Below are 18,308 nucleotides of genomic sequence, written 5' to 3'. Positions count from 1 at the left end.
CAGGGCAGATCACAGCCTGAAGTGGCCGACCATGCCCTTGAGGTCGCTGCCCAACTGCGCCAACTCGACGCTCGAGCGGGCGTTGCCCTCCATCGCCATGGCCGTCTGATCGGCACTGCCACGAATCTGCGTGACACTGCGGCTGATCTCCTCGGCCACCGAACCCTGCTGCTCGGCCGCTGCGGCAATCTGCTGGCTCATCTGCTGGATCAACGACACCGCCGTCGCAATGCCATCCAATGCGTTTTCGGTCTGTACCACATCCGCCACCGCCAGGCGCACCAGCTCGGCACTGCCACGGATCTGCGCCACCGACTGCCCGGCGTTGCCCCGCAGGCTGGCGACCAGGCGCTCGATCTCCCCGGTTGAGTGCTGGGTGCGCCGCGCCAGCGCCCGCACTTCGTCGGCGACCACTGCGAACCCCCTGCCCTGTTCACCGGCCCGCGCCGCCTCGATGGCGGCATTGAGGGCCAGCAGGTTGGTCTGCTCGGAGACGCTCTTGATCACCTCCAGCACATCGCCAATGGTATGGATCTCGGCGCTCAGGCTGTCGATACCGCCGCTCGCCGCCTCGGCGGACTGCGCCAGTTGCTCGATGCGCTGCTGGCTCTGGCGCACCACCTGCCGCCCGGCCATGACCTTGTCATCTGCAACCTGGGCGGCCTGCGCCGCCTGTGCGGCATTGCGCGCCACATCGTGGACGGTGGCGGTCATCTGCTGCATGGCGGTCGCCACTTGCTCGGTCTCGTCCTTCTGCGTGTCGAGTTCACGATGCGTCTGCTCGGTCACCGTCGACAACGCCTGGGCGCTACCTGCCAATTGTTCGACGCCTCGCTGCAAGCCGCTGACGATACCGGACAGACCTTCAGCCATCTGCTGCATCGCCAGCAGCAACTGACCGACCTCGTCGCCACGTGGCGCCTGCGCCTCGACCAGCAGCTCCCCCGCAGCGATACGACGCGCCCGGGCAATGACCCGCCTGAGCGGTCCGACCACGGCCCGGGTGATCGACCAAGACGCCAGCAGCCCGACCAGCAACGCCATCGCCGTGGTCACGGCGATGGCCAGGGCATGACGCTCCAACTGCGCCTGCATGGCCGCTTCCTGGCTGGCGTAGGCTTGCTCGACCTTGGCGGTAGCCTGCTCGGCACGTGCCTGCAACTGCCCCTTGAGCCCCTGCTCATGACCCAGCAGATCGGTGTATTCGTTGAGCTTTTCGGCAAAGCTGGCGATATGCCCGGCCACTTCGCCCAGCACGCCCTGATAACCCGGATCGACGACCGTGGTCTTGAGCTGTTCGACCAGGCTGGCCGCCTCCACGGTCTGGGCGATGCGCCCCTGCGGGGCCTCGCCGCCCTTGCGGGCCAGTTCCAGGCGCACCCGAGCCTCATCCATGGCCTGCAGCATCAGCCGCGAGACCTGCGCCACCTGCCCGGCCTGTTCGATGAATGCCTCGCCGTGCTGCCCCTGGGACTGCTTGAGGGTGTAGGTACCATCGTCGGCCAGACCGGCTTGCAGCACATCGAGGTTGTTGGCCACGCTGGACACCGACCAGCTGGCCGTGTCCAAGGCCAGTTCCTTGGCTTGCACCGCCTGGACGAAGGCCTCGAAGGCCTGTCCGTAGGCCTCCAGGTCATCCATGACGGTAACCAGCGCGGGCAGCTCGCGAGCACGTGCCTCCAGTTCCGGCAGGCCAGCCCGCAACGCATCGGCCTCCTTGATGTCCGAGCGCAGGGCGAAAGCCTGCTCGTGCTGGCGCAGGCGCAGCAGGTCAGTGTTGAACCGGGCCATCTGGCGCAACTCGTCGAAGTGCTGCCCCACACTCGCCAGGGCATAGACGCCGATACCCGCCACTGCCAGTGTCAACAGCAGCACCAGGGCAAAACCCAGGCCGAGCTTGCGGGCCATGCCCAGGTTGGCCAGAACAGCAGACCACACGCGCATCAGCAATCCCCCTTCGCGTTGTCGGATCTCACCTAAGGGCAAGAGTGACAATGGCGCGACGCCCCTCACAAGGGGGGAAAGCCTCGTTGGTGTCATTTAGCCATGATCGTGTCGCTTTCAGGCCGTCACAGGTCGCCCTGCATGCCGGAAGAACGCCTGGGCACGGGAATCCTGCCCATAGGCGACATTGATGCGCAACCAGTCGTCTGGCCGTCCCTGCGGGTCGAAGGCACTGCCAGGTGTCAACAACACGGCGTGCTCCAGGGCCAACTGCTCCAGCATTTCGAAGCTGCGCCCGGGCACCCTGGCCCAGACGAACATGCCCCCGGACGGCTCGCAGAACACCTCCCAGCCACAAGCCTCCAACTGCCCGAGGGCCTTGGCCATGTGCTGTCCAAGCCGCAGGCGCAGGCGCTGTATGCTCTTGCGATAGCTGCCTGTGGTCAGCATCTGCAACACGACTTGTTCGGCAAAGCGTGAAGTGCCGATGCTGCTGATCATCTTCAGCTCGGCAAGACGCGCGATCAGCGGCGCATCCGCCACCACATAGCCGACCCGCAGCGAACTGCTCAGGGTCTTGGATAAGCTGCCCAGGTAGATCACCCGCTGTTCACTGTCGAGGGTCGCCAGGCGTGTTGCCGCCCCTTCCTGGAAGTCGGCGTACAGATCATCCTCGATGATGCGCAGGTCATGCTCGCGGGCCAGTTCGAGCAACCGATAGGCGACCTTCGGCGTGAGGCTGGTACCAGTGGGATTCTGGTACAGGCTGTTGACGAACAGACAACGCGGGCGATGCGCCACGAGCAACGCCTGCAGCACCTCGAGATCCGGCCCGGTGGGCGTGCGCGGCACCTCGAGCATGCGCACCTGGTGATGACGCAGCAGGTTGTAGAGGTTGTAGTAGCCCGGGCGCTCCACCAGCACCGTGTCACCCGGCGCCAGCAACGTGCGCACCAGCAGGTCGAGGGCATGGCTGGAGCCCTGGGTGGTGAGGATGCGCTCCGGCGCAGCGGCGATATCCAGGCGGGCCAGGCCCTTGTGCAATTGCAGACGCAGGCTGGCCAGGCCTTGCGGCGGGCAATAGTCGAACAGTGCTTCAGGAGCGCCACGGCTGACCTGGCGCACAGCCTGGGCCAGCTCGGCCTCGGCGCGCCAGGCCACCGGCAACCAGCCACAGCCGAGCTTGAGCAATTCATCATGCCCTTCGCGAAACTGTCGCCAGTTGCCAGCGGCATGTTCTCCCCAGATCACATCGGCGCTGTCAGGTGCTCCCGGTTGCCGCTCGGCGACGAAGAAGCCAGCGCCGTGTCGTGCCACCAGCCAACCTTCGGCCACCAACCGGTCATAAGCCTCGATCACGCATGACGGGCTCACCGCCTGTTCCCGAGCCATCGCACGTATCGAGGGCAGCCGCGCGCCCGGGCGCAGGCGTTGCTGCCCGATCCAGTGGCGCAGTTGCTCGGTCAGTTGCTGGGCCAACGGCGTGCGCTGGTGACGGTCGAGGGTCAGGTGCATGGCAAGTGTTCGGTAATTTCGAGCGAACAGTTAAGCATAAATCCGACCGGAGTGTACCTTGTGGCACAGCTCACCAGGCCCGATGCTGCGACGACCTCAACAGATCCAACGGAGCTCTCATGCCCACGCGCCATGCCCCGGCCCTGCTGGCCTTCGCACTGTGCCTGATCACCCTTGCGGTAAACCTGCAGGCCCCGCTGTACATCACTTACGCCGACCTCTCCGGCCAAGGCGCGGCCGCCACGGCCGTGGCCTTCTCTGGCTATGTACTGGGCGTGCTGCCGGTGCTGTTGGCGCTGGGGGGGCTGGCGGACCGGGTCGGTCGTCGCCCGCTGATTCTCACCGCCCTGATCCTGTCGATGATCGCCACCCTGATCATGCTGCTGGTGCCAAGCCTTGAAGCGCTGGGTATCGCGCGCCTGTTCCTCGGCCTGGGCACCGGGCTGGCCTCGGCCACGGCGACCGCCTACATGGGCGAGCTGATGGCTCCGGAGCACAGCAGCCGCGCGGCCAACTGGGTGACCGCCAGCACATCGCTCGGCTTCGGCCTGGGCGCGGCACTGACCAGCCTGTTCCTGCTCAGTGGCCCGACACTGGCCCCCGGCAGCTTCCACCTGCAACTGGTCCTGGCGGCCATCGCCCTATGCCTGGTCTGGCGCCTGCCGGAGCCGCGCAAGGCCGCGCGCAGCGCCATGCTGCGCTTGCCGTTCTACCCCGCCGGCAGCCTGGCTTATGGCCTGGCGATCTTGCTGGCCTGGGCCTGTGTCGGCCTGGTGATCGCCCTGCTGCCAGGTATCCTGCGCCAGCATGGGCTCAGTGCCTGGTCGGGCTTCTCGACGTTCTGCGTGATCAGTTGCGGGCTGCTGTTCCAACCCATGGCCCGGCGCATGGCCAGCAGCCACGCCACTCTGCTGGGGCTGCTGATCCTGCCGTGCAGCTACGCGTTGCTGGCCTGGGGCGCCGACAGTGGTCAACTTGCGGGCGTGCTGCTGGGCGCGTTCGCTGCCAGCAGCGCCTGCTACGGCTTCATCTACCTGGGGGGGCTGGCGGCGGTGAATCAACTGGCCGGCAACGAGAAAACCCGTGCCAGTGCCGGGTTCTTCCTGCTCGCCTACCTGGGGTTCAGCCTGCCGGTGATCTTCACCGGCCTGCTCAGTGACCACCTGGGATCGCGAATGGCCTTGGTGTTGTTCGGGGGAGTATTGGTACTCGGATGCGCGGCAGTGGCCCTGGCGTTGTGGAAATCATCCAGGGCCCTTGCACTGGCCCATGGCTGAAGAGTAGCGACATTGCGCAAGCCAGATGGTGCTCAGATCGCCAAAGCGCCACCATCGACGGTCAAGCTGTGCCCAGTGGTGAATGCGGCACCATCGCTGCACAAGTACAGCACGGCGCTGGCGATTTCCTCGACCTTGCCGATACGCCCGACCGGGTGCATCGCCGCAGCGAACTCGGCCTTGCGCGGATCGGCCTCGTAGGCGCGGCGGAACATGTCGGTATCGATGACCGCCGGACATACCGCGTTGACCCGGATGCCTTTCTTCGCATACTCGATGGCCGCCGATTTGGTCAGGCCGATCACAGCGTGCTTGGAAGCGGCATAGATGCTCATCTTCGGTGCAGCCGACAGCCCGGCCACCGAAGCCGTGTTGACGATCACCCCACCGCCCTGGGCCAGCAGCAGCGGTATCTGGTGTTTCATGCACAGCCACACGCCCTTGACGTTGACACTCATGATCGCATCGAACTGTGCCTCGCTGCCCTCGGCCAGGCGGCCCTGCTCGATCTCGATGCCGGCGTTGTTGAAGGCATAGTCCAGTCGTCCATAAGCGGCGATGACCTGCTCGTGCAACTGGCGCACGTCGCGCTCCTGGGTCACGTCGCAAGCCACGCACAGTGCCTCGCCGCCTGCCTGGCGGATCAGCGTCGCCGTGGCCTCGCCGCCCGCCGCGTCGCGGTCGGCCACCACCACCTTGAGACCCTCGGCAGCGAACGCCAGGGCCGTTGCCCGCCCGATACCCGCCGCGCCACCGGTGACCAGGGCGACCTGGCCTGCGAAAGTCATGCTCATCACTGGCTCCTGAATAGGTTGGAAAGACGCGGCTGAGTCTAGTCAGACCAGTACCGGGCTGGGCAGCATCATCAGGAGCACGGTTGGACTACTATCGTTCGCGGTGATCTTGCGTGACGCCATGCCGCGACCGGCCGATGATCCCCCCCACGTCCCTCGTTCAGGAGAACTCGCCATGCCCCACACCAACCGCCGTTTCCTGCTGACCAAGCGCCCGGTCGGCGCCGTGCGCCGTGACGACTTCACCTATGAGCAGGTAGCCGCCGACGAGCCCGGCGCCGGCCAGGTGCTGGTGAGAAACCTCTACCTGTCGCTGGATCCGGCCATGCGCGGCTGGATGAACGAAGGCAAGTCCTACATTCCGCCCGTCGGCCTGGGCCAGGTGATGCGAGCCCTCGGCGTCGGCGAAGTGGTCAGTTCCCAGCACCCCGACTACAAGCCCGGTGACCATGTCAGCGGCGCCCTCGGCGTGCAGGACTACTTCACCGGCGAGCCCCAGGGCCTGCACAAGATCGATCCCCGCCTCGCCCCCCTGCCCCGCTACCTGTCAGCCCTGGGCATGACTGGCATGACCGCCTACTTCGCCCTGCTCGACATCGGCCAACCGCAGGCCGGGGAAACCGTGGTGATCTCCGGCGCGGCCGGCGCCGTCGGCAGCATCGCCGGGCAGATCGCCAAGCTCAAAGGTTGCCGCGTGGTCGGTATCGCCGGCGGCGCGCAGAAGTGCCGGTACTTGATCGACGAGCTGGGCTTCGATGGCGTGATCGACTACAAGGCCGAGGACGTGCTGGCCGGCCTCAAGCGCGAATGCCCCAAAGGGGTGGACGTGTACTTCGACAACGTCGGCGGCGACATCCTCGACGCCGTGCTCTCGCGGCTGAACTTCAAGGCCAGGGTGGTGATCTGCGGCGCCATCAGCCAGTACAACAACAAGGAGGCGGTCAAGGGCCCGGCCAACTATCTGTCGCTGCTGGTGAACCGCGCACGCATGGAGGGCTTCGTGGTCATGGACTACGTCAAGGAGTACGGCAAGGCCGCGCAGGAGATGGCCGGCTGGTTGGCCAGCGGCAAGGTGAAGAGCAAGGAGGATGTGGTCGAGGGGCTGGAAACCTTCCCCGAAACCCTGCTCAAGCTGTTCAACGGGGAGAATTTCGGCAAGTTGGTATTGAAGGTCTGAGATCAGCAGGCTTGCCCCGCGATGGCGTCAGCTCAGGCAATCGCCATCGCGGAACAAGCCCGCTCCCACTGTCTGGGATCAGCCGCGAATTTCGGCGACCACTGCCGCCAGTGCCTTGGCCGGATCTGCCGCCTGGCTGATTGGACGCCCGATCACCAGGTAATCGGAACCCGCGTCCAGGGCCTGGCGCGGGGTCAGGATGCGGCGCTGGTCATCCTGGGCACTGCCGGCCGGGCGGATACCCGGGGTTACCAACTGCAGCGACGGATGCGCCGCCTTCAGCGCCGGAGCCTCCAGAGCCGAGCACACCAGGCCGTCCATACCGGCCTTCTGCGCCAATGCCGCCAGGCGCAATACCTGCTCCTGCGGGTCGACATCCAGACCGATACCTGCCAGGTCCTCGCGCTCCATACTGGTCAGCACGGTCACGCCGATCAGCAACGGCTGCGGGCCGCTGCGCTTGGCCAGCTCTTCACGGCAAGCCGACATCATGCGCAAACCACCGGAGCAGTGCACGTTGACCATCCACACGCCCATCTCTGCCGCAGCCTTTACGGCCATGGCGGTGGTGTTGGGAATATCGTGGAACTTGAGGTCGAGGAACACTTCGAAGCCCTTGTCACACAGCGTTTCGACGATCCCGGAGGCGCTGCTGGTGAACAGCTCCTTGCCGACCTTTACCCGGCACAGGGCTGGATCGAGCTGGTCAGCCAGCTTCAGAGCGGCCTCGCGGGTAGGGAAGTCGAGGGCAACGATCAGGGGCGTCTGGCAGGCGGACATGGTCAGGTCTCTTGGCAAGTCGAAAACGGCGCGCATTGTAAACGAAGTGGTGCGTTTTGGGGCCACGGACGTGGAGAATTGGCCAGCCCGGCGGGCGCTTCTATAATTGAACTATCGCGTTCCGGTCAGGTTCGAACCTGTACAGCCGAAACTCAAGCCCCAAGACACAGGAGAACACAATGCCTTGGTATGCCTGGTTGATATTGATCATAGCCCTCGGCTCGATCATCGGGGGCCTGATGCTGCTTCGGGACACGGCCAAGAAGCTGCCGCTGACCGAGGAACAGTTGAGAAAAGTCCATGAGCGCAATGCCGAAATGGATGCCAAGGAGCGCCAGGATCGCTGAAAGCCTGAAGCGATGGCCGGCTGGCAGAAGGCCAACCGGTCATCGACCCGGAGGGCTATTCCACCCTCACCTTGTCGCGATTACGCTCCAGCAAGGTACTGCCGATACCTTTGACCTCCAGCAATTCATCAACCGATGCAAAAGGCCCGCTCGCCTCGCGATGAGCCACGATTGCCTCGGCCTTCGCCTTGCCGATACCCTCCAGATGCTTCTGCAATGTCTGGGCATCGGCACTGTTGAGGTCGATCTTCGGGCTGCCTTCGCTGGCGCCAGCCTGCTGCGCGGTGAGTGGCGCATTGGCCGCCTGGGGGATCGAAGCGGCATTGGCCGTGAGGGAGAGACCAGCGAAAAGCGGCAATAGCAAGTAGGAAAACACGATATTGCGCATATAACGACTCCTTGAAGTAAGTTGGGCAACTTTTCCTTGGTTGCCGCTCCAACCTAACCCCTGGATGTCTGCCTGGATACGCGGCAATGATTACCAAATTAAACCGCCTGCGCTCTCAGGATTGCCCCTCTAACCTCCTAAGTTTTATCTGGCAAACGAAAGGGAATTCCCCATATAAAAAAGGAGCCCATGCAAGGTGCATGGGCTCCAGGAAAAACCATCAGGCCGCATTCGCCCATCAAGGATCGAATCGACGCTGCTGGTAGATCCAGTCGACAATCTCGCCATCCGGGGCATAGCCACTCACCATTTCCCGGAGCAACTGGCGGACCCGCGCATAATCATCGATCGCCAGCGCCGCCATCAGCTCATTGAGCAGCCCCTTCAACACGTCCCAGGACAGATAGTCCTCGTTGGCGCGCATGATCATGGGATGCTGAGTCGCGGCGACATTGTCACCGATCAGTAACTCCTCATAGAGCTTCTCGCCTGGACGCAGCCCGCTGAACTCGATCGAAATGTCGCCATGGGGGTTACGCTCCGAACGGATGCTCAACCCGGAGAGATGGATCATCTTCTCCGCCAGTTCGACGATTCGCACGGGCTCCCCCATGTCGAGCACGAAGACATCTCCCCCCTGCCCCATCGAGCCGGCCTGGATGACCAACTGGGCAGCCTCCGGAATGGTCATGAAGTAGCGCGTGATCTTCGGGTGCGTGACCGTCAGCGGGCCACCGGCCTTGATCTGCTTGTGGAACAACGGGATGACCGAGCCGGACGACCCCAGTACATTGCCGAAGCGCACCATGGTGAAGCGTGTCTTGTTGACCTGCGAAACATTGCCACTCTCACCGAACAGCACTGGCGCCATTTCGCAGCTCAATGCCTGCAGCGTCATTTCTGCCAGGCGCTTGGTGCTGCCCATGACATTGGTCGGGCGTACGGCTTTGTCCGTGGAGATCAACACGAAGTTGGCGACACCTGCCTGAAGAGCGGCCTGGGCGGTGTACAGCGTGCCCATGACATTATTCAGCACACCCTCGGCAATGTTGTGCTCGACCATTGGTACGTGCTTGTACGCCGCGGCGTGGTAGACGGTGTCCACACGCCAGGTGCGCATGATGTCCACGAGCTGCGACTGATTGCGTACCGAGCCGAGAATCGGCAACACCCGGGTCGGCAGGGACTCACGCACCACGCGCTGTTCCAGCTCGGACAGGATGCTGTAGAGGTTGAACTCGCTGTGCTCGAACAGCAGCAAGGTACGCGGGCCGAGCGACAGGATCTGGCGGCACAGCTCTGAGCCGATCGAGCCGCCGGCACCAGTGACCATGACCACCAGGTCGGTGTTGCAACGCTGCAGCAGGCCTTCCTGGGCCGGCACCGCATCACGGCCCAGCAAGTCGGCGATATCGACTTCCTGGATGTCATCGACCTTGACTCGCCCGCTGGCCAGGTCCATGAAGCCGGGGACACTGCGCACATGCAGCGGGAAGCCTTCGAGGAAGCCAAGGATTTCCCGGCGACGGCCACGGCTCACCGAAGGAATCGCCAGCAGCACTTCCTCGGCGCCGGTGTGGTCGATCATCTGCTGCAAGTGCTTGGGCTTGTACACCTGCAGGCCCGAGATCACCCGGTTGGCGATGCTGTCGTCGTCATCGATGAAAGCAACCGGACGCATCACCTTGCCCAGGCGCAAGGCCGCCACCAGCTGGTTTCCGGCCGAGCCCGCACCATAGATGGCGACCTTCGGCAGCCCATTGTCGCGGTTGGTGAACGGCATGTGCTGGGCCGCCGCGAACCAGTCGCCAAGGAAATACTGGCGCATCGCAAGGCGCAGGCCGCCGACCATGACCAGGCTCAACCACCAGTAGTTGAAGATGATCGAGCGAGGCACGACGTTCTGGTGGTTGCTGTACCAGTAGACCAGGACACCGAGGATCAGTGACGACAGGCTGACTGCCTTGATGATGGCGATCAGGGCGTCATTGCCGAAGTAGCGCATGACCGCCCGGTACATGCCAAAACGGATGAACAACGGTACCGCCACGATCGGGGCCGCCAGGAACAGCCAGAAATGCTCTCGCAGAGGGTCTGCCAGTTCGTCGATTCCCAGACGCACGACGAAAGCCAGCCACAAGGCGCCCCATACCAGCAGCACATCGGTGGCCACTTGCAGAAGACGCTTTTGCCGACGCGGCAACCCCAGCAGAAATGATCGCATTCTATCCATAAGCCCTTCGAACACCTTTACCGCTCCAAAAATGAAACTGCACCCTGAACGGGTCGCAGGACCTGCCAGACAGCGATAATCAACAACTATTCCAGCGCGCCGGCGCGGTAGCGTACGGCCAGCAGCACCAGCGGCGCGTAGGCGATGATCACCGCCAGCAGGCCGTCCAGCTTCAGCAGCATGACGCACAAGGCCAACGGCAACAACCAGAACAGGTTCAGCGCCGCAACCGCCAGGGTCACCGGCAGGTGCTTGCCGTACTGGCGCGACGCGAACTGGTAGGCATGGCTGCGGTGCGCCTCGTAGACCTTGTCACCACGCGCCAGCCGACGGCCCAGAGTGAAGGTCGCATCGACGATGAACACCCCCAGCAGGATCAGCCAGCCCCAGAACAGCTGCGAAGACACCCACGCTGCCTGCAGCGACAGGACACCCAGCGCGATCCCGAGAAAACCGCTGCCAGCATCGCCCATGAAGATCCGCGCCGGTGGGAAGTTCCAATAAAGGAAGCCGCAGACGGCCGCCGCCAGCAACAGCGGCAGCACGGCCAGTTGCTCGTGACCGCTTACCCAGTACAGCAGGCAAGCCCCGAGACAGGCGCAGATAGCTTCGATGCTGGCGATGCCGTCGATGCCATCCATGAAGTTGTACAGGTTGAGCAACCACACCAGGTAGAACGCAGCCAGCACCGTGCCGACCCAGCCCATCTCGAGGCGGATGCCGAAAACGTCCAGTGGCGGCAGCCCGCCCAGCCAGAACAGCGCCCAGCCGGCCGCGGCGAAATGCCCCAACAAGCGCCAGCGCGCGGCGATGTGCCCATGGTCATCCATGAAACCGATCAGCGCGATCAGGCCACCTGCCCCGCCCAGCGCGACCAACGTGTCGAAGCTTGCCACCTGCAAGGCGCCCAGCGCGGCCAGAGACAGCAGGAACGCCAGGACGATCGCCACGCCACCGCCACGAGGAGTCGGCACGGCATGGGAACTACGTGCATTGGGAATGTCCATGATGCTTCGCGCCAGGGCATACCGACGCAGCAACGCCGTCAAGCCGAAGGATAGCAACACGACCAGTGGAATCAGCCACCCTTGAGTCATTTTCCTGTCTTTTCCTGATAATCGCGTGCCGTCAGGGACAATGCCGCATCGACACTCAGCGGCGGCGTCCAATCGAGCAACGATCGGGTTTTCTGAATATCCACCTGCAACGAGCCACATAGACGCTGGGACAGCGCACGCCGCCCCAGGGCGTTGGCCGCCAGCGCCAGCAGGCTGCCCGGTACCGGCAACAGCCGTGCCGGACGCCCCAGGGCCTGGGCCATGCGCCGCAGCAGTCCGGTGGTCGAAAGGTCCTCGCCATCGCTGACCAGGAAAGTCTGGTTCGCGGCGTTCGGGTGATCCACGCAGGTCACCACCAGGTCTGCCAGGTTGTCCAGGGCGACCAGGCTGCGACGGTTGTCGATGGCACCGAACGGCAACGGCACGCCTTTGTCCAGCCAGCGCATCATGGCCAGGAAGTTGGCCTTGACCCCCGGGCCATAGACCAGCACCGGACGGATGATGACCACGTCCATGCCGGTTTGCCTGGCGATCTCGCGCAGGCCATCCTCGGCCTCGCGCTTGGAGACCCCATAAGGGTCGGCCGGCGCCGGGCGATCATCGGCGGTATAAGGCTGGCCCTTCGGGGTGCCCTCGCCATTGACCTTGATCGAACTGATGAAGATGAACCGCCGAACCCCGGCCGCTGCAGCCTGACGTGCAAGATTCAGCGTGCCAGCCACGTTGACCCGGCGAAACGCCGCCAGCGGGTCGGCCTCGGTGTCGTTCATCACGTGTACCCGAGCCGCGGAGTGAATCACCGTGCCCACGCCCGCCACGCCGGCCTGCCAGTCGCACGCCTCATCCAGCTCGGCGAAGCGGAACACTTCGGCCTTGCCGTCCACCGGCGCCGAGCTCTGGCGCAGCGCCGCCACCACGCTGTCGCCTCGCTCCAGCAGGCGCTGCAGCACCGCCTTGCCGACGAACCCGGTAGAACCGGTCAACAACACTCTATGCGACATCATTGGATTCCCTTGCGTCGGGTCGCCTTGCGAAACAGCGACTCCAATTGGTCCATCAAACGGGACTTCGAATAGTGTTCGAGGTAGTAACGACGCCCGGCCTCGCCCATTTCCTGGCGCTGCGCCGGCGAGCGCTCGACCATCTGCCTTACGATGCCCGCCAGGCCCTGCGCGTCACTGGAATTGCAGCTCAGGCCCGCCCCCGACTCGTCGATGACCCGGGCGGCCTCGCCATTGATCATGCCCAGCAGAGGACGACCCGACGCCAGGTACGCCTGCACCTTGCCGGGAATGGTCTTCTCGAACACGTCATTGGTCCTGAGCGACACGAGCAACGCATCGGCCAGTGCGAACAGCCCCGGCATGGCCTCCAGCGGATGCCGCCCAAGCAGATGGACATTGTCCAGCCCGCGTACGCGCACCTGTTCGGCCAGCCACTCGCTCATCCGGCCATCACCGACGATCACCCAGCGCACGGCGACACTGCCGCGCAACTGCTCGGCAGCCTCGAGGATCGCGGGAAAGTCCTGCGCCTCGCCCAGGTTGCCGGCAAAGACCACGGTGAACTGCGTGGCATCCGCCTCGATCAGCGTGCAGGGCGCGCTGGCCGCCGAGAAATCATCCTCGGCCCAGCTGGGGAAGTAGACCAGGCGATCTTCGCTGGTCGGCCGCGTGCAGTAGCGTCGGACGTTCTCGAAAAAGCCATGGGACTGCAGCAGCAGGTAGTCGGTGCGGTTGTAGATCCACGACACCATCCGCCCCACCAGACCGAGCACCCGCGGGTGCTTGATCACACCTACCGCGCGCAGGGTTTCCGGCCACAGGTCCAGCACCCAGACAAACACCGGAGCACGCTTCAGCCACCCGATCACGATCGCCGGGATGGCCGCCATGATCGGCGAAACGGCGTAGACGAACAGCGCATCGGCAGGCCGGCCGCGCAACCTGAACGCGCCGATGGTCGACGCGCTGAGGAAGAACGAGGCGTAGTTCAGCACCAGTCGCAGGCTGCCCTTGCCGCGCACGCGCATGGGCACGCGCACGACCTGGGCCCCGTGGTAAGTGGCGAACCGTTGCGGGTCACGCTGGTAGTCCGCGAACACCTCACCCTCGGGGTAGTTCGGGATACCGGTCAGCACGGTGACCTCATGCCCCCTGTCGACGAAATCGCGGACCAGGTCATTGATCCGCATGTTTTCGGGCCAGAAGTATTGAGTGACTACCAGTACCTTCAGCGGCTTCTCTGTCAGGTGCTCCACGAAGTCAGTATCTTTTCCAGACAGTGCGGTTCACGTAGTCCGTGTAGCTATGGACGATCCGCACCACCTTGTCCGATACGTTCGGCATGCTGTAGTCGGCCACCAGGCGCAGGCTGCGCTCGTCGCCACGGGCCTGGCTCTCGAGAATCGCCAAGCCCTGCAGCACACGATCGACCTCCAGGCCAACCATCATCGCTGCAGCTTCCTCCATCCCCTCCGGACGCTCGTGGGCTTCGCGGATGTTCAGGGCTGGGAAGTTCAGGATCGACGCTTCCTCGTTGATCGTGCCGCTGTCGGACAGCACCGTCTTGGCTTCGAGCTGCAGCTTGTTGTAATCCTTGAAGCCGAGCGGCTTGAGTAGGCGCACGTTGGGGTGGAAGGTGACGCCCATGGCATCCACGCGCTTCTGGGTGCGTGGGTGGGTGGACACGATCACCGGCAGATCGAACTGTTCGGCAACGGTGTTGAGCACATCCACCAGTTTGAGGAAGTTCTTGTCCGAGTCGATGTTCTCTTCACGGTGCGCACTGACCACGAAGAACTTGCCAGGCTCGAGGCCCAGGCGTGTCAGGACATCGGATTGGTCAATACCCGGGCGGTAGTGATTGAGGACCTCGAACATCGGGCTGCCGGTCTTGATGACACGGTCCGCCGGCAGGCCTTCCTGCAGCAGATAGTCGCGGGCGATGGTGCTGTAGGTGAGGTTCACATCCGCAGTGTGATCGACGATACGGCGGTTGATTTCCTCAGGCACACGCATGTCGAAGCAACGGTTGCCCGCTTCCATGTGGAAGGTCGGGATCTTGCGGCGCTTGGCCGGCAATACCGCCATGCAGCTGTTGGTATCGCCCAGTACCAGTACCGCTTCGGGCTGCACTTCTGCGAGGACACGGTCGACGGCGATGATCACGTTGCCGATGGTCTCGGCACCGGTGGCGCCGGCGGCGTTCAGGAAGTGGTCAGGCTTGCGGATACCGAGGTCCTGGAAGAAGATCTCGTTCAGCTCATAGTCATAGTTCTGCCCGGTGTGCACCAGCACATGCTCGCAGTGCACGTCGAGCGCGGCCATGACCCGCGACAGACGGATGATTTCCGGGCGAGTACCCACCACGGTGACGACTTTCATTTTTTTCATTGCAGATTCCTGAAGCGGCGAGTCAAGCTTCGGTGCCGACGGGGCGGGCGTAAGTATCCGGACGTTCGCGATCGAAGATTTCATTGGCCCAGAGCATGACGATCATCTCGTCCTGGCCGACGTTGGTGATGTCGTGGGTCCAACCCGGCACGGTCTCGACGATCTCAGGCTTGTCCCCGGTGGTACGCAGCTCGTAGAACTCGCCAGAGGTGATGTGGCGGAAGCAGAAACGGGCTTCGCCCTTGATCACCAGGAACTTCTCGGTCTTCGAGTGGTGGTAATGACCGCCACGGGTAATGCCAGGATGTGCGGTGAAATAGGAGAACTGGCCGGAATCCTTGGTCTTGAGCATCTCCACGAACACGCCACGCGGGTCGCCGTGCTTGGGCACTTCATAGGTGAAGCGCTCCGGAGGCACGTAGCTCAGGTAGGTCGAGTACAGCGCGCGGACCAACCCGGTACCGACCGGCTCGGTGATCATCGAGGCACGGCTGTCGCGGAAGGCCTCGAGGTACCCGGCCATCTCCCCGACGGTGGTGCTGTAGACCGGCTCGACCGCATCGGCGGCCTCACCCTGCAGCTTGCCGTCCATCACCTCGATAAAGTGCCGCACCACATCGTCGATGTAGACGAGGTTCAGGCGGGCGCTCGGATCGTTGATGGTGATCGGCAGGTCGCGGACGATGTTGTGGCAGAAAGTCGCCACGGCCGAGTTGTAGTTCGGACGTGCCCACTTGCCGAAAACGTTCGGCAAGCGCAGGACGTGAACCGGTACGCCCTGTGCCTTCAGCGCCAGCAGCGCCTCCTCGGCGTGGCGCTTGCTGATGCCGTACGGGTTGTCCGCCTCGGCCTGGGTCGACGAGGTGTAGATGACCGGCGTCTTGCGCCCCGAAGCGACGATGGCGTCGCACAAGACGCGGGTGAGGTCGGCATTGCCGACCTCGAACTCCGCGGGATTCTGCGGACGATTGACACCCGCCAGGTGGAACACGAAGTCGACTTCGGCAACCAGGCGTGGCAGGTCCTCAAGAGCATCCTGACGGGTGAAGCGCAGCACTTCGACGTCGCTGCGCTCACTCAGGTGGGCGATGAGGTTTTGACCGACGAAGCCATTGGCGCCGGTAATCAGAACTTTCATCAGATCACTCCTCGGGCGTGGCGTGCTCGCCGCGCTGGATAGCGCGCATGAAGTCGAGCTTGAGCAGCAGCTTCTGCATGCCTTCCACGTCCAGGCGCTCGGTGTTGTGCGAGTTGTAGTCCTCGGTACGGGAGATCTTGGTCTCGCCTTCCTCGACGAACTTGGCGTAGTTCAGGTCGCGCAGGTCTGGCGGTACACGGAAGTAGTCGCCCATGTCCTCGGCGCAGGCAATCTCTTCGCGGCTCAGCAGGGCCTCGTAGAGTTTCTCGCCATGGCGGGTACCGATCACCTGGATCGGATGCTCAGGCTTGCCGACCAGCGCGGTCAGGGCCTTGGCCAGGGTTTCGACGGTCGCGGCCGGGGCTTTCTGCACGAACAGGTCACCGTTGTTGCCATGCTCGAAGGCGTACAGCACCAGGTCGACAGCATCGGCCAGGGTCATCATGAAACGGGTCATGCTCGGGTCGGTCAGGGTCAGGGCCTTGCCGGCGCGAATCTGATCGATGAACAGCGGGATCACCGAACCACGGGAAGCCATGACGTTGCCATAACGGGTACCGCAGATGACGGTCTTCTCGTCGTCGACGTTGCGCGACTTGGCGACCATGACCTTTTCCATCATCGCCTTGGAGATACCCATGGCGTTGATCGGGTAAACGGCCTTGTCGGTGCTCAGGCAAACGATGCGCTTCACTTCGTTCTGGATCGCCGCTTCGAGTACGTTCTCGGTGCCCAGCACGTTGGTCTTGACTGCTTCCAGCGGGTGGAACTCGCAGGAAGGCACCTGCTTGAGGGCGGCGGCGTGGAAGATGTAGTCGACGCCACGGGAGGCGTTGAGGATGCTCTGGTAGTCGCGAACGTCACCGATATAGAACTTCAGCTTCGGGTTCGCATACCGCTTGCGCATGTCGTCTTGCTTTTTTTCATCACGGCTGAAAATGCGGATCTCGGCGATATCGGTATCCAGGAAGCGCTTCAGCACCGCATTACCAAAGGAACCAGTGCCGCCCGTAATGAGAAGTTTCTTACCATTGAACATTTGTTTATTTCCCTTTAACGCTTGATAGCATTCAACAACTTTTCGACCTGCATTGCGGGCATTTTATGCTCGGTAACGAAGTCCTTGGCACGCTGCCCCATCTGGCGCAGCTCGGCGGGGTCCAGCCCGACGATCGTGAGCAGAGCCTGGCCCATGCCGCCTGCGGCGGGCGAGGCCAAATAGCAAAAATCATAATATTGCTCAGGAATACCGTCAAGCCTGTACATTAATATCGGTACGCCGGAGGACATGTACTCAATGACCTTTGACGGAAACGAATACTTAGTATAAATCGAGTCATTACCACGCGGATTGACCAGCAAGCTTGCCTCGCGCTGCAGTTTCAATACTTCGGCGCGCGACACCTGCCCCAGGTATTTAATACCTTCACAACCTGCAGCGGCGCGCTCTACATAGGCTTGATCATCGCCAGCCCCGCAAATATACAAGGCATGAGAAGTAATCCCGGACTGCAAGTAAGAATCCACCAGATTGCGGATACCATAACGCCTGTCCAAGGTGCCGCCATAGAGAAAATAAGGCTTGGCTTGCTCGCCGACTGTCTCTGCAGAGTGCAGCGGATCGACAATACCTTCGATAACGACCTTTACCGGAGTCTCGAACTTGTCAAGCATGGGCTGGGTAATCGCCACAACACTGTCGGCACGACCGACAATGGCATAGGAAACTTTCGCCATGGCCTGGAACAGCAACTTCACGATACCGGTACGTACCGCCATGTATTCCGGCAGATCCGGCACGATAATGCACAAATGGGTACTTGGACGCAGCCACTTCACTACCTGACAGGCCAACAAGAATGGCAAGTGCATGGAGTAGCAGACCACATAGTTATCGCCCTGCGGCACCGCACGCAGTTGCTGCAACAGCACCTTGCCCGCCAGATAGGCGCGATGCAGGTTCTTGACCAGGGAAAGATTGAAGAACCCCTGGGTGCGAACCTCGGCCCGCCCCAATGTCTCCACCTCGACAGCCGGCTCGAAGAACATCTTGTCATAGCGCTGAGGGTAGGCGCCGATGAACGGCAGGTTCACCACCGTGAGCCGCTTCACTACCTGCGCCTCGGAAAAGCCTCGCAGGTAATTCTTCTGCAAGGTGTCTGCAGCCATCTGCACCACGCCACGAGAATGGCGCAGCACGACATCCTTGTCGCGCTCACCGAATACACCACCCAGAAAAAACACATTCACTGTCAAACACCC

16 protein-coding genes are annotated in these 18,308 nt (G+C 63.0%); 3 read left to right on the top strand and 13 right to left on the bottom strand.

Going from position 1 to position 18,308, the window contains the following annotated elements; genetic code table 11:
• Positions 1-9: 9 nt before the first annotated feature.
• Positions 10-1,944 carry a methyl-accepting chemotaxis protein gene (locus tag F3J43_RS06935; protein WP_166884073.1) on the bottom strand — a complete coding sequence of 645 codons (1,935 nt, stop codon included), beginning with the start codon at positions 1,942-1,944 and terminating at the stop codon, positions 10-12.
• A gap of 117 nt (positions 1,945-2,061) precedes the next feature.
• The gene (locus tag F3J43_RS06930) at positions 2,062-3,459 is read right to left on the bottom strand and encodes an aminotransferase-like domain-containing protein (protein WP_166884072.1); all 1,398 of its coding nucleotides are present in this window, start codon (positions 3,457-3,459) and stop codon (positions 2,062-2,064) included.
• A gap of 119 nt (positions 3,460-3,578) precedes the next feature.
• Here F3J43_RS06930 and F3J43_RS06925 point away from each other — a divergent pair, with 119 nt between their 5' ends.
• Positions 3,579-4,736 (top strand): MFS transporter, encoded by a 1,158-nt coding sequence (locus F3J43_RS06925; protein WP_166884071.1) that lies wholly within the window; start codon positions 3,579-3,581, stop codon positions 4,734-4,736.
• 32 nt (positions 4,737-4,768) lie between these two features.
• Here F3J43_RS06925 and F3J43_RS06920 read toward each other — a convergent pair whose 3' ends face one another.
• Complete coding sequence (locus F3J43_RS06920; protein ID WP_166884070.1) at positions 4,769-5,530, bottom strand: SDR family oxidoreductase; 762 nt, start codon at positions 5,528-5,530, stop codon at positions 4,769-4,771.
• 175 nt (positions 5,531-5,705) lie between these two features.
• Between F3J43_RS06920 and F3J43_RS06915 the strand changes: the two genes are divergently transcribed.
• Positions 5,706-6,707, top strand: coding sequence for an NADP-dependent oxidoreductase (locus F3J43_RS06915; protein WP_166884069.1), 1,002 nt, complete (start codon positions 5,706-5,708; stop codon positions 6,705-6,707).
• A gap of 78 nt (positions 6,708-6,785) precedes the next feature.
• Here F3J43_RS06915 and pyrF read toward each other — a convergent pair whose 3' ends face one another.
• On the bottom strand, positions 6,786-7,487 hold the full coding sequence (pyrF, locus tag F3J43_RS06910) for an orotidine-5'-phosphate decarboxylase (RefSeq protein WP_166884068.1): 702 nt from the start codon (positions 7,485-7,487) through the stop codon (positions 6,786-6,788).
• Positions 7,488-7,666: 179 nt separating this feature from the next.
• On the opposite strand from pyrF, the gene F3J43_RS06905 reads away from it, so the two are divergent.
• Positions 7,667-7,834 (top strand): DUF2897 family protein, encoded by a 168-nt coding sequence (locus F3J43_RS06905; RefSeq protein ID WP_166884067.1) that lies wholly within the window; start codon positions 7,667-7,669, stop codon positions 7,832-7,834.
• 55 nt (positions 7,835-7,889) lie between these two features.
• Here the strand turns inward: F3J43_RS06905 and F3J43_RS06900 are convergent, their stop codons facing one another.
• From F3J43_RS06900 to F3J43_RS24285, 9 genes are all read right to left on the bottom strand, one after another.
• Positions 7,890-8,222 (bottom strand): ComEA family DNA-binding protein, encoded by a 333-nt coding sequence (locus F3J43_RS06900; RefSeq protein ID WP_166884066.1) that lies wholly within the window; start codon positions 8,220-8,222, stop codon positions 7,890-7,892.
• Positions 8,223-8,460: 238 nt separating this feature from the next.
• Positions 8,461-10,446, bottom strand: coding sequence for a polysaccharide biosynthesis protein (locus tag F3J43_RS06895; protein WP_205297691.1), 1,986 nt, complete (start codon positions 10,444-10,446; stop codon positions 8,461-8,463).
• A 95-nt stretch (positions 10,447-10,541) separates the two neighbouring features.
• Complete coding sequence (locus F3J43_RS06890; RefSeq protein ID WP_166884064.1) at positions 10,542-11,552, bottom strand: MraY family glycosyltransferase; 1,011 nt, start codon at positions 11,550-11,552, stop codon at positions 10,542-10,544.
• Positions 11,549-12,514 carry a UDP-glucose 4-epimerase family protein gene (locus tag F3J43_RS06885; protein WP_166884063.1) on the bottom strand — a complete coding sequence of 322 codons (966 nt, stop codon included), beginning with the start codon at positions 12,512-12,514 and terminating at the stop codon, positions 11,549-11,551. The genes F3J43_RS06890 and F3J43_RS06885 overlap by 4 nt, the downstream gene beginning before the upstream one ends.
• Entirely contained in the window at positions 12,514-13,773 is a 1,260-nt protein-coding gene (locus tag F3J43_RS06880) for a glycosyltransferase family 4 protein (RefSeq protein WP_205297690.1), read from the bottom strand. Before F3J43_RS06880 ends, F3J43_RS06885 begins: the two co-directional genes overlap by 1 nt.
• Positions 13,774-13,777: 4 nt before the next feature.
• Positions 13,778-14,908 carry a non-hydrolyzing UDP-N-acetylglucosamine 2-epimerase gene (gene wecB / locus F3J43_RS06875; protein ID WP_166884062.1) on the bottom strand — a complete coding sequence of 377 codons (1,131 nt, stop codon included), beginning with the start codon at positions 14,906-14,908 and terminating at the stop codon, positions 13,778-13,780.
• Positions 14,909-14,930: 22 nt separating this feature from the next.
• The gene (wbjC, locus tag F3J43_RS06870; protein ID WP_166884061.1) at positions 14,931-16,046 is read right to left on the bottom strand and encodes a UDP-2-acetamido-2,6-beta-L-arabino-hexul-4-ose reductase; all 1,116 of its coding nucleotides are present in this window, start codon (positions 16,044-16,046) and stop codon (positions 14,931-14,933) included.
• Between the two features lie 4 nt (positions 16,047-16,050).
• Entirely contained in the window at positions 16,051-17,085 is a 1,035-nt protein-coding gene (locus F3J43_RS06865) for a polysaccharide biosynthesis protein (protein WP_166884060.1), read from the bottom strand.
• 14 nt (positions 17,086-17,099) lie between these two features.
• Positions 17,100-18,296, bottom strand: a complete 1,197-nt coding sequence (locus F3J43_RS24285; RefSeq protein WP_166884059.1) for a glycosyltransferase — start codon at positions 18,294-18,296, stop codon at positions 17,100-17,102.
• Positions 18,297-18,308 lie beyond the last annotated feature (12 nt).

It is taken from the genome of Pantoea sp. Cy-639 (genome assembly GCF_011752525.1).
In the GTDB taxonomy this organism is placed as follows: Bacteria; Pseudomonadota; Gammaproteobacteria; order Pseudomonadales; family Pseudomonadaceae; genus Aquipseudomonas.
The sequence above is the reverse complement of the archived record's forward strand: the minus strand, read 5'-3'. Positions and strand labels throughout refer to the sequence as shown.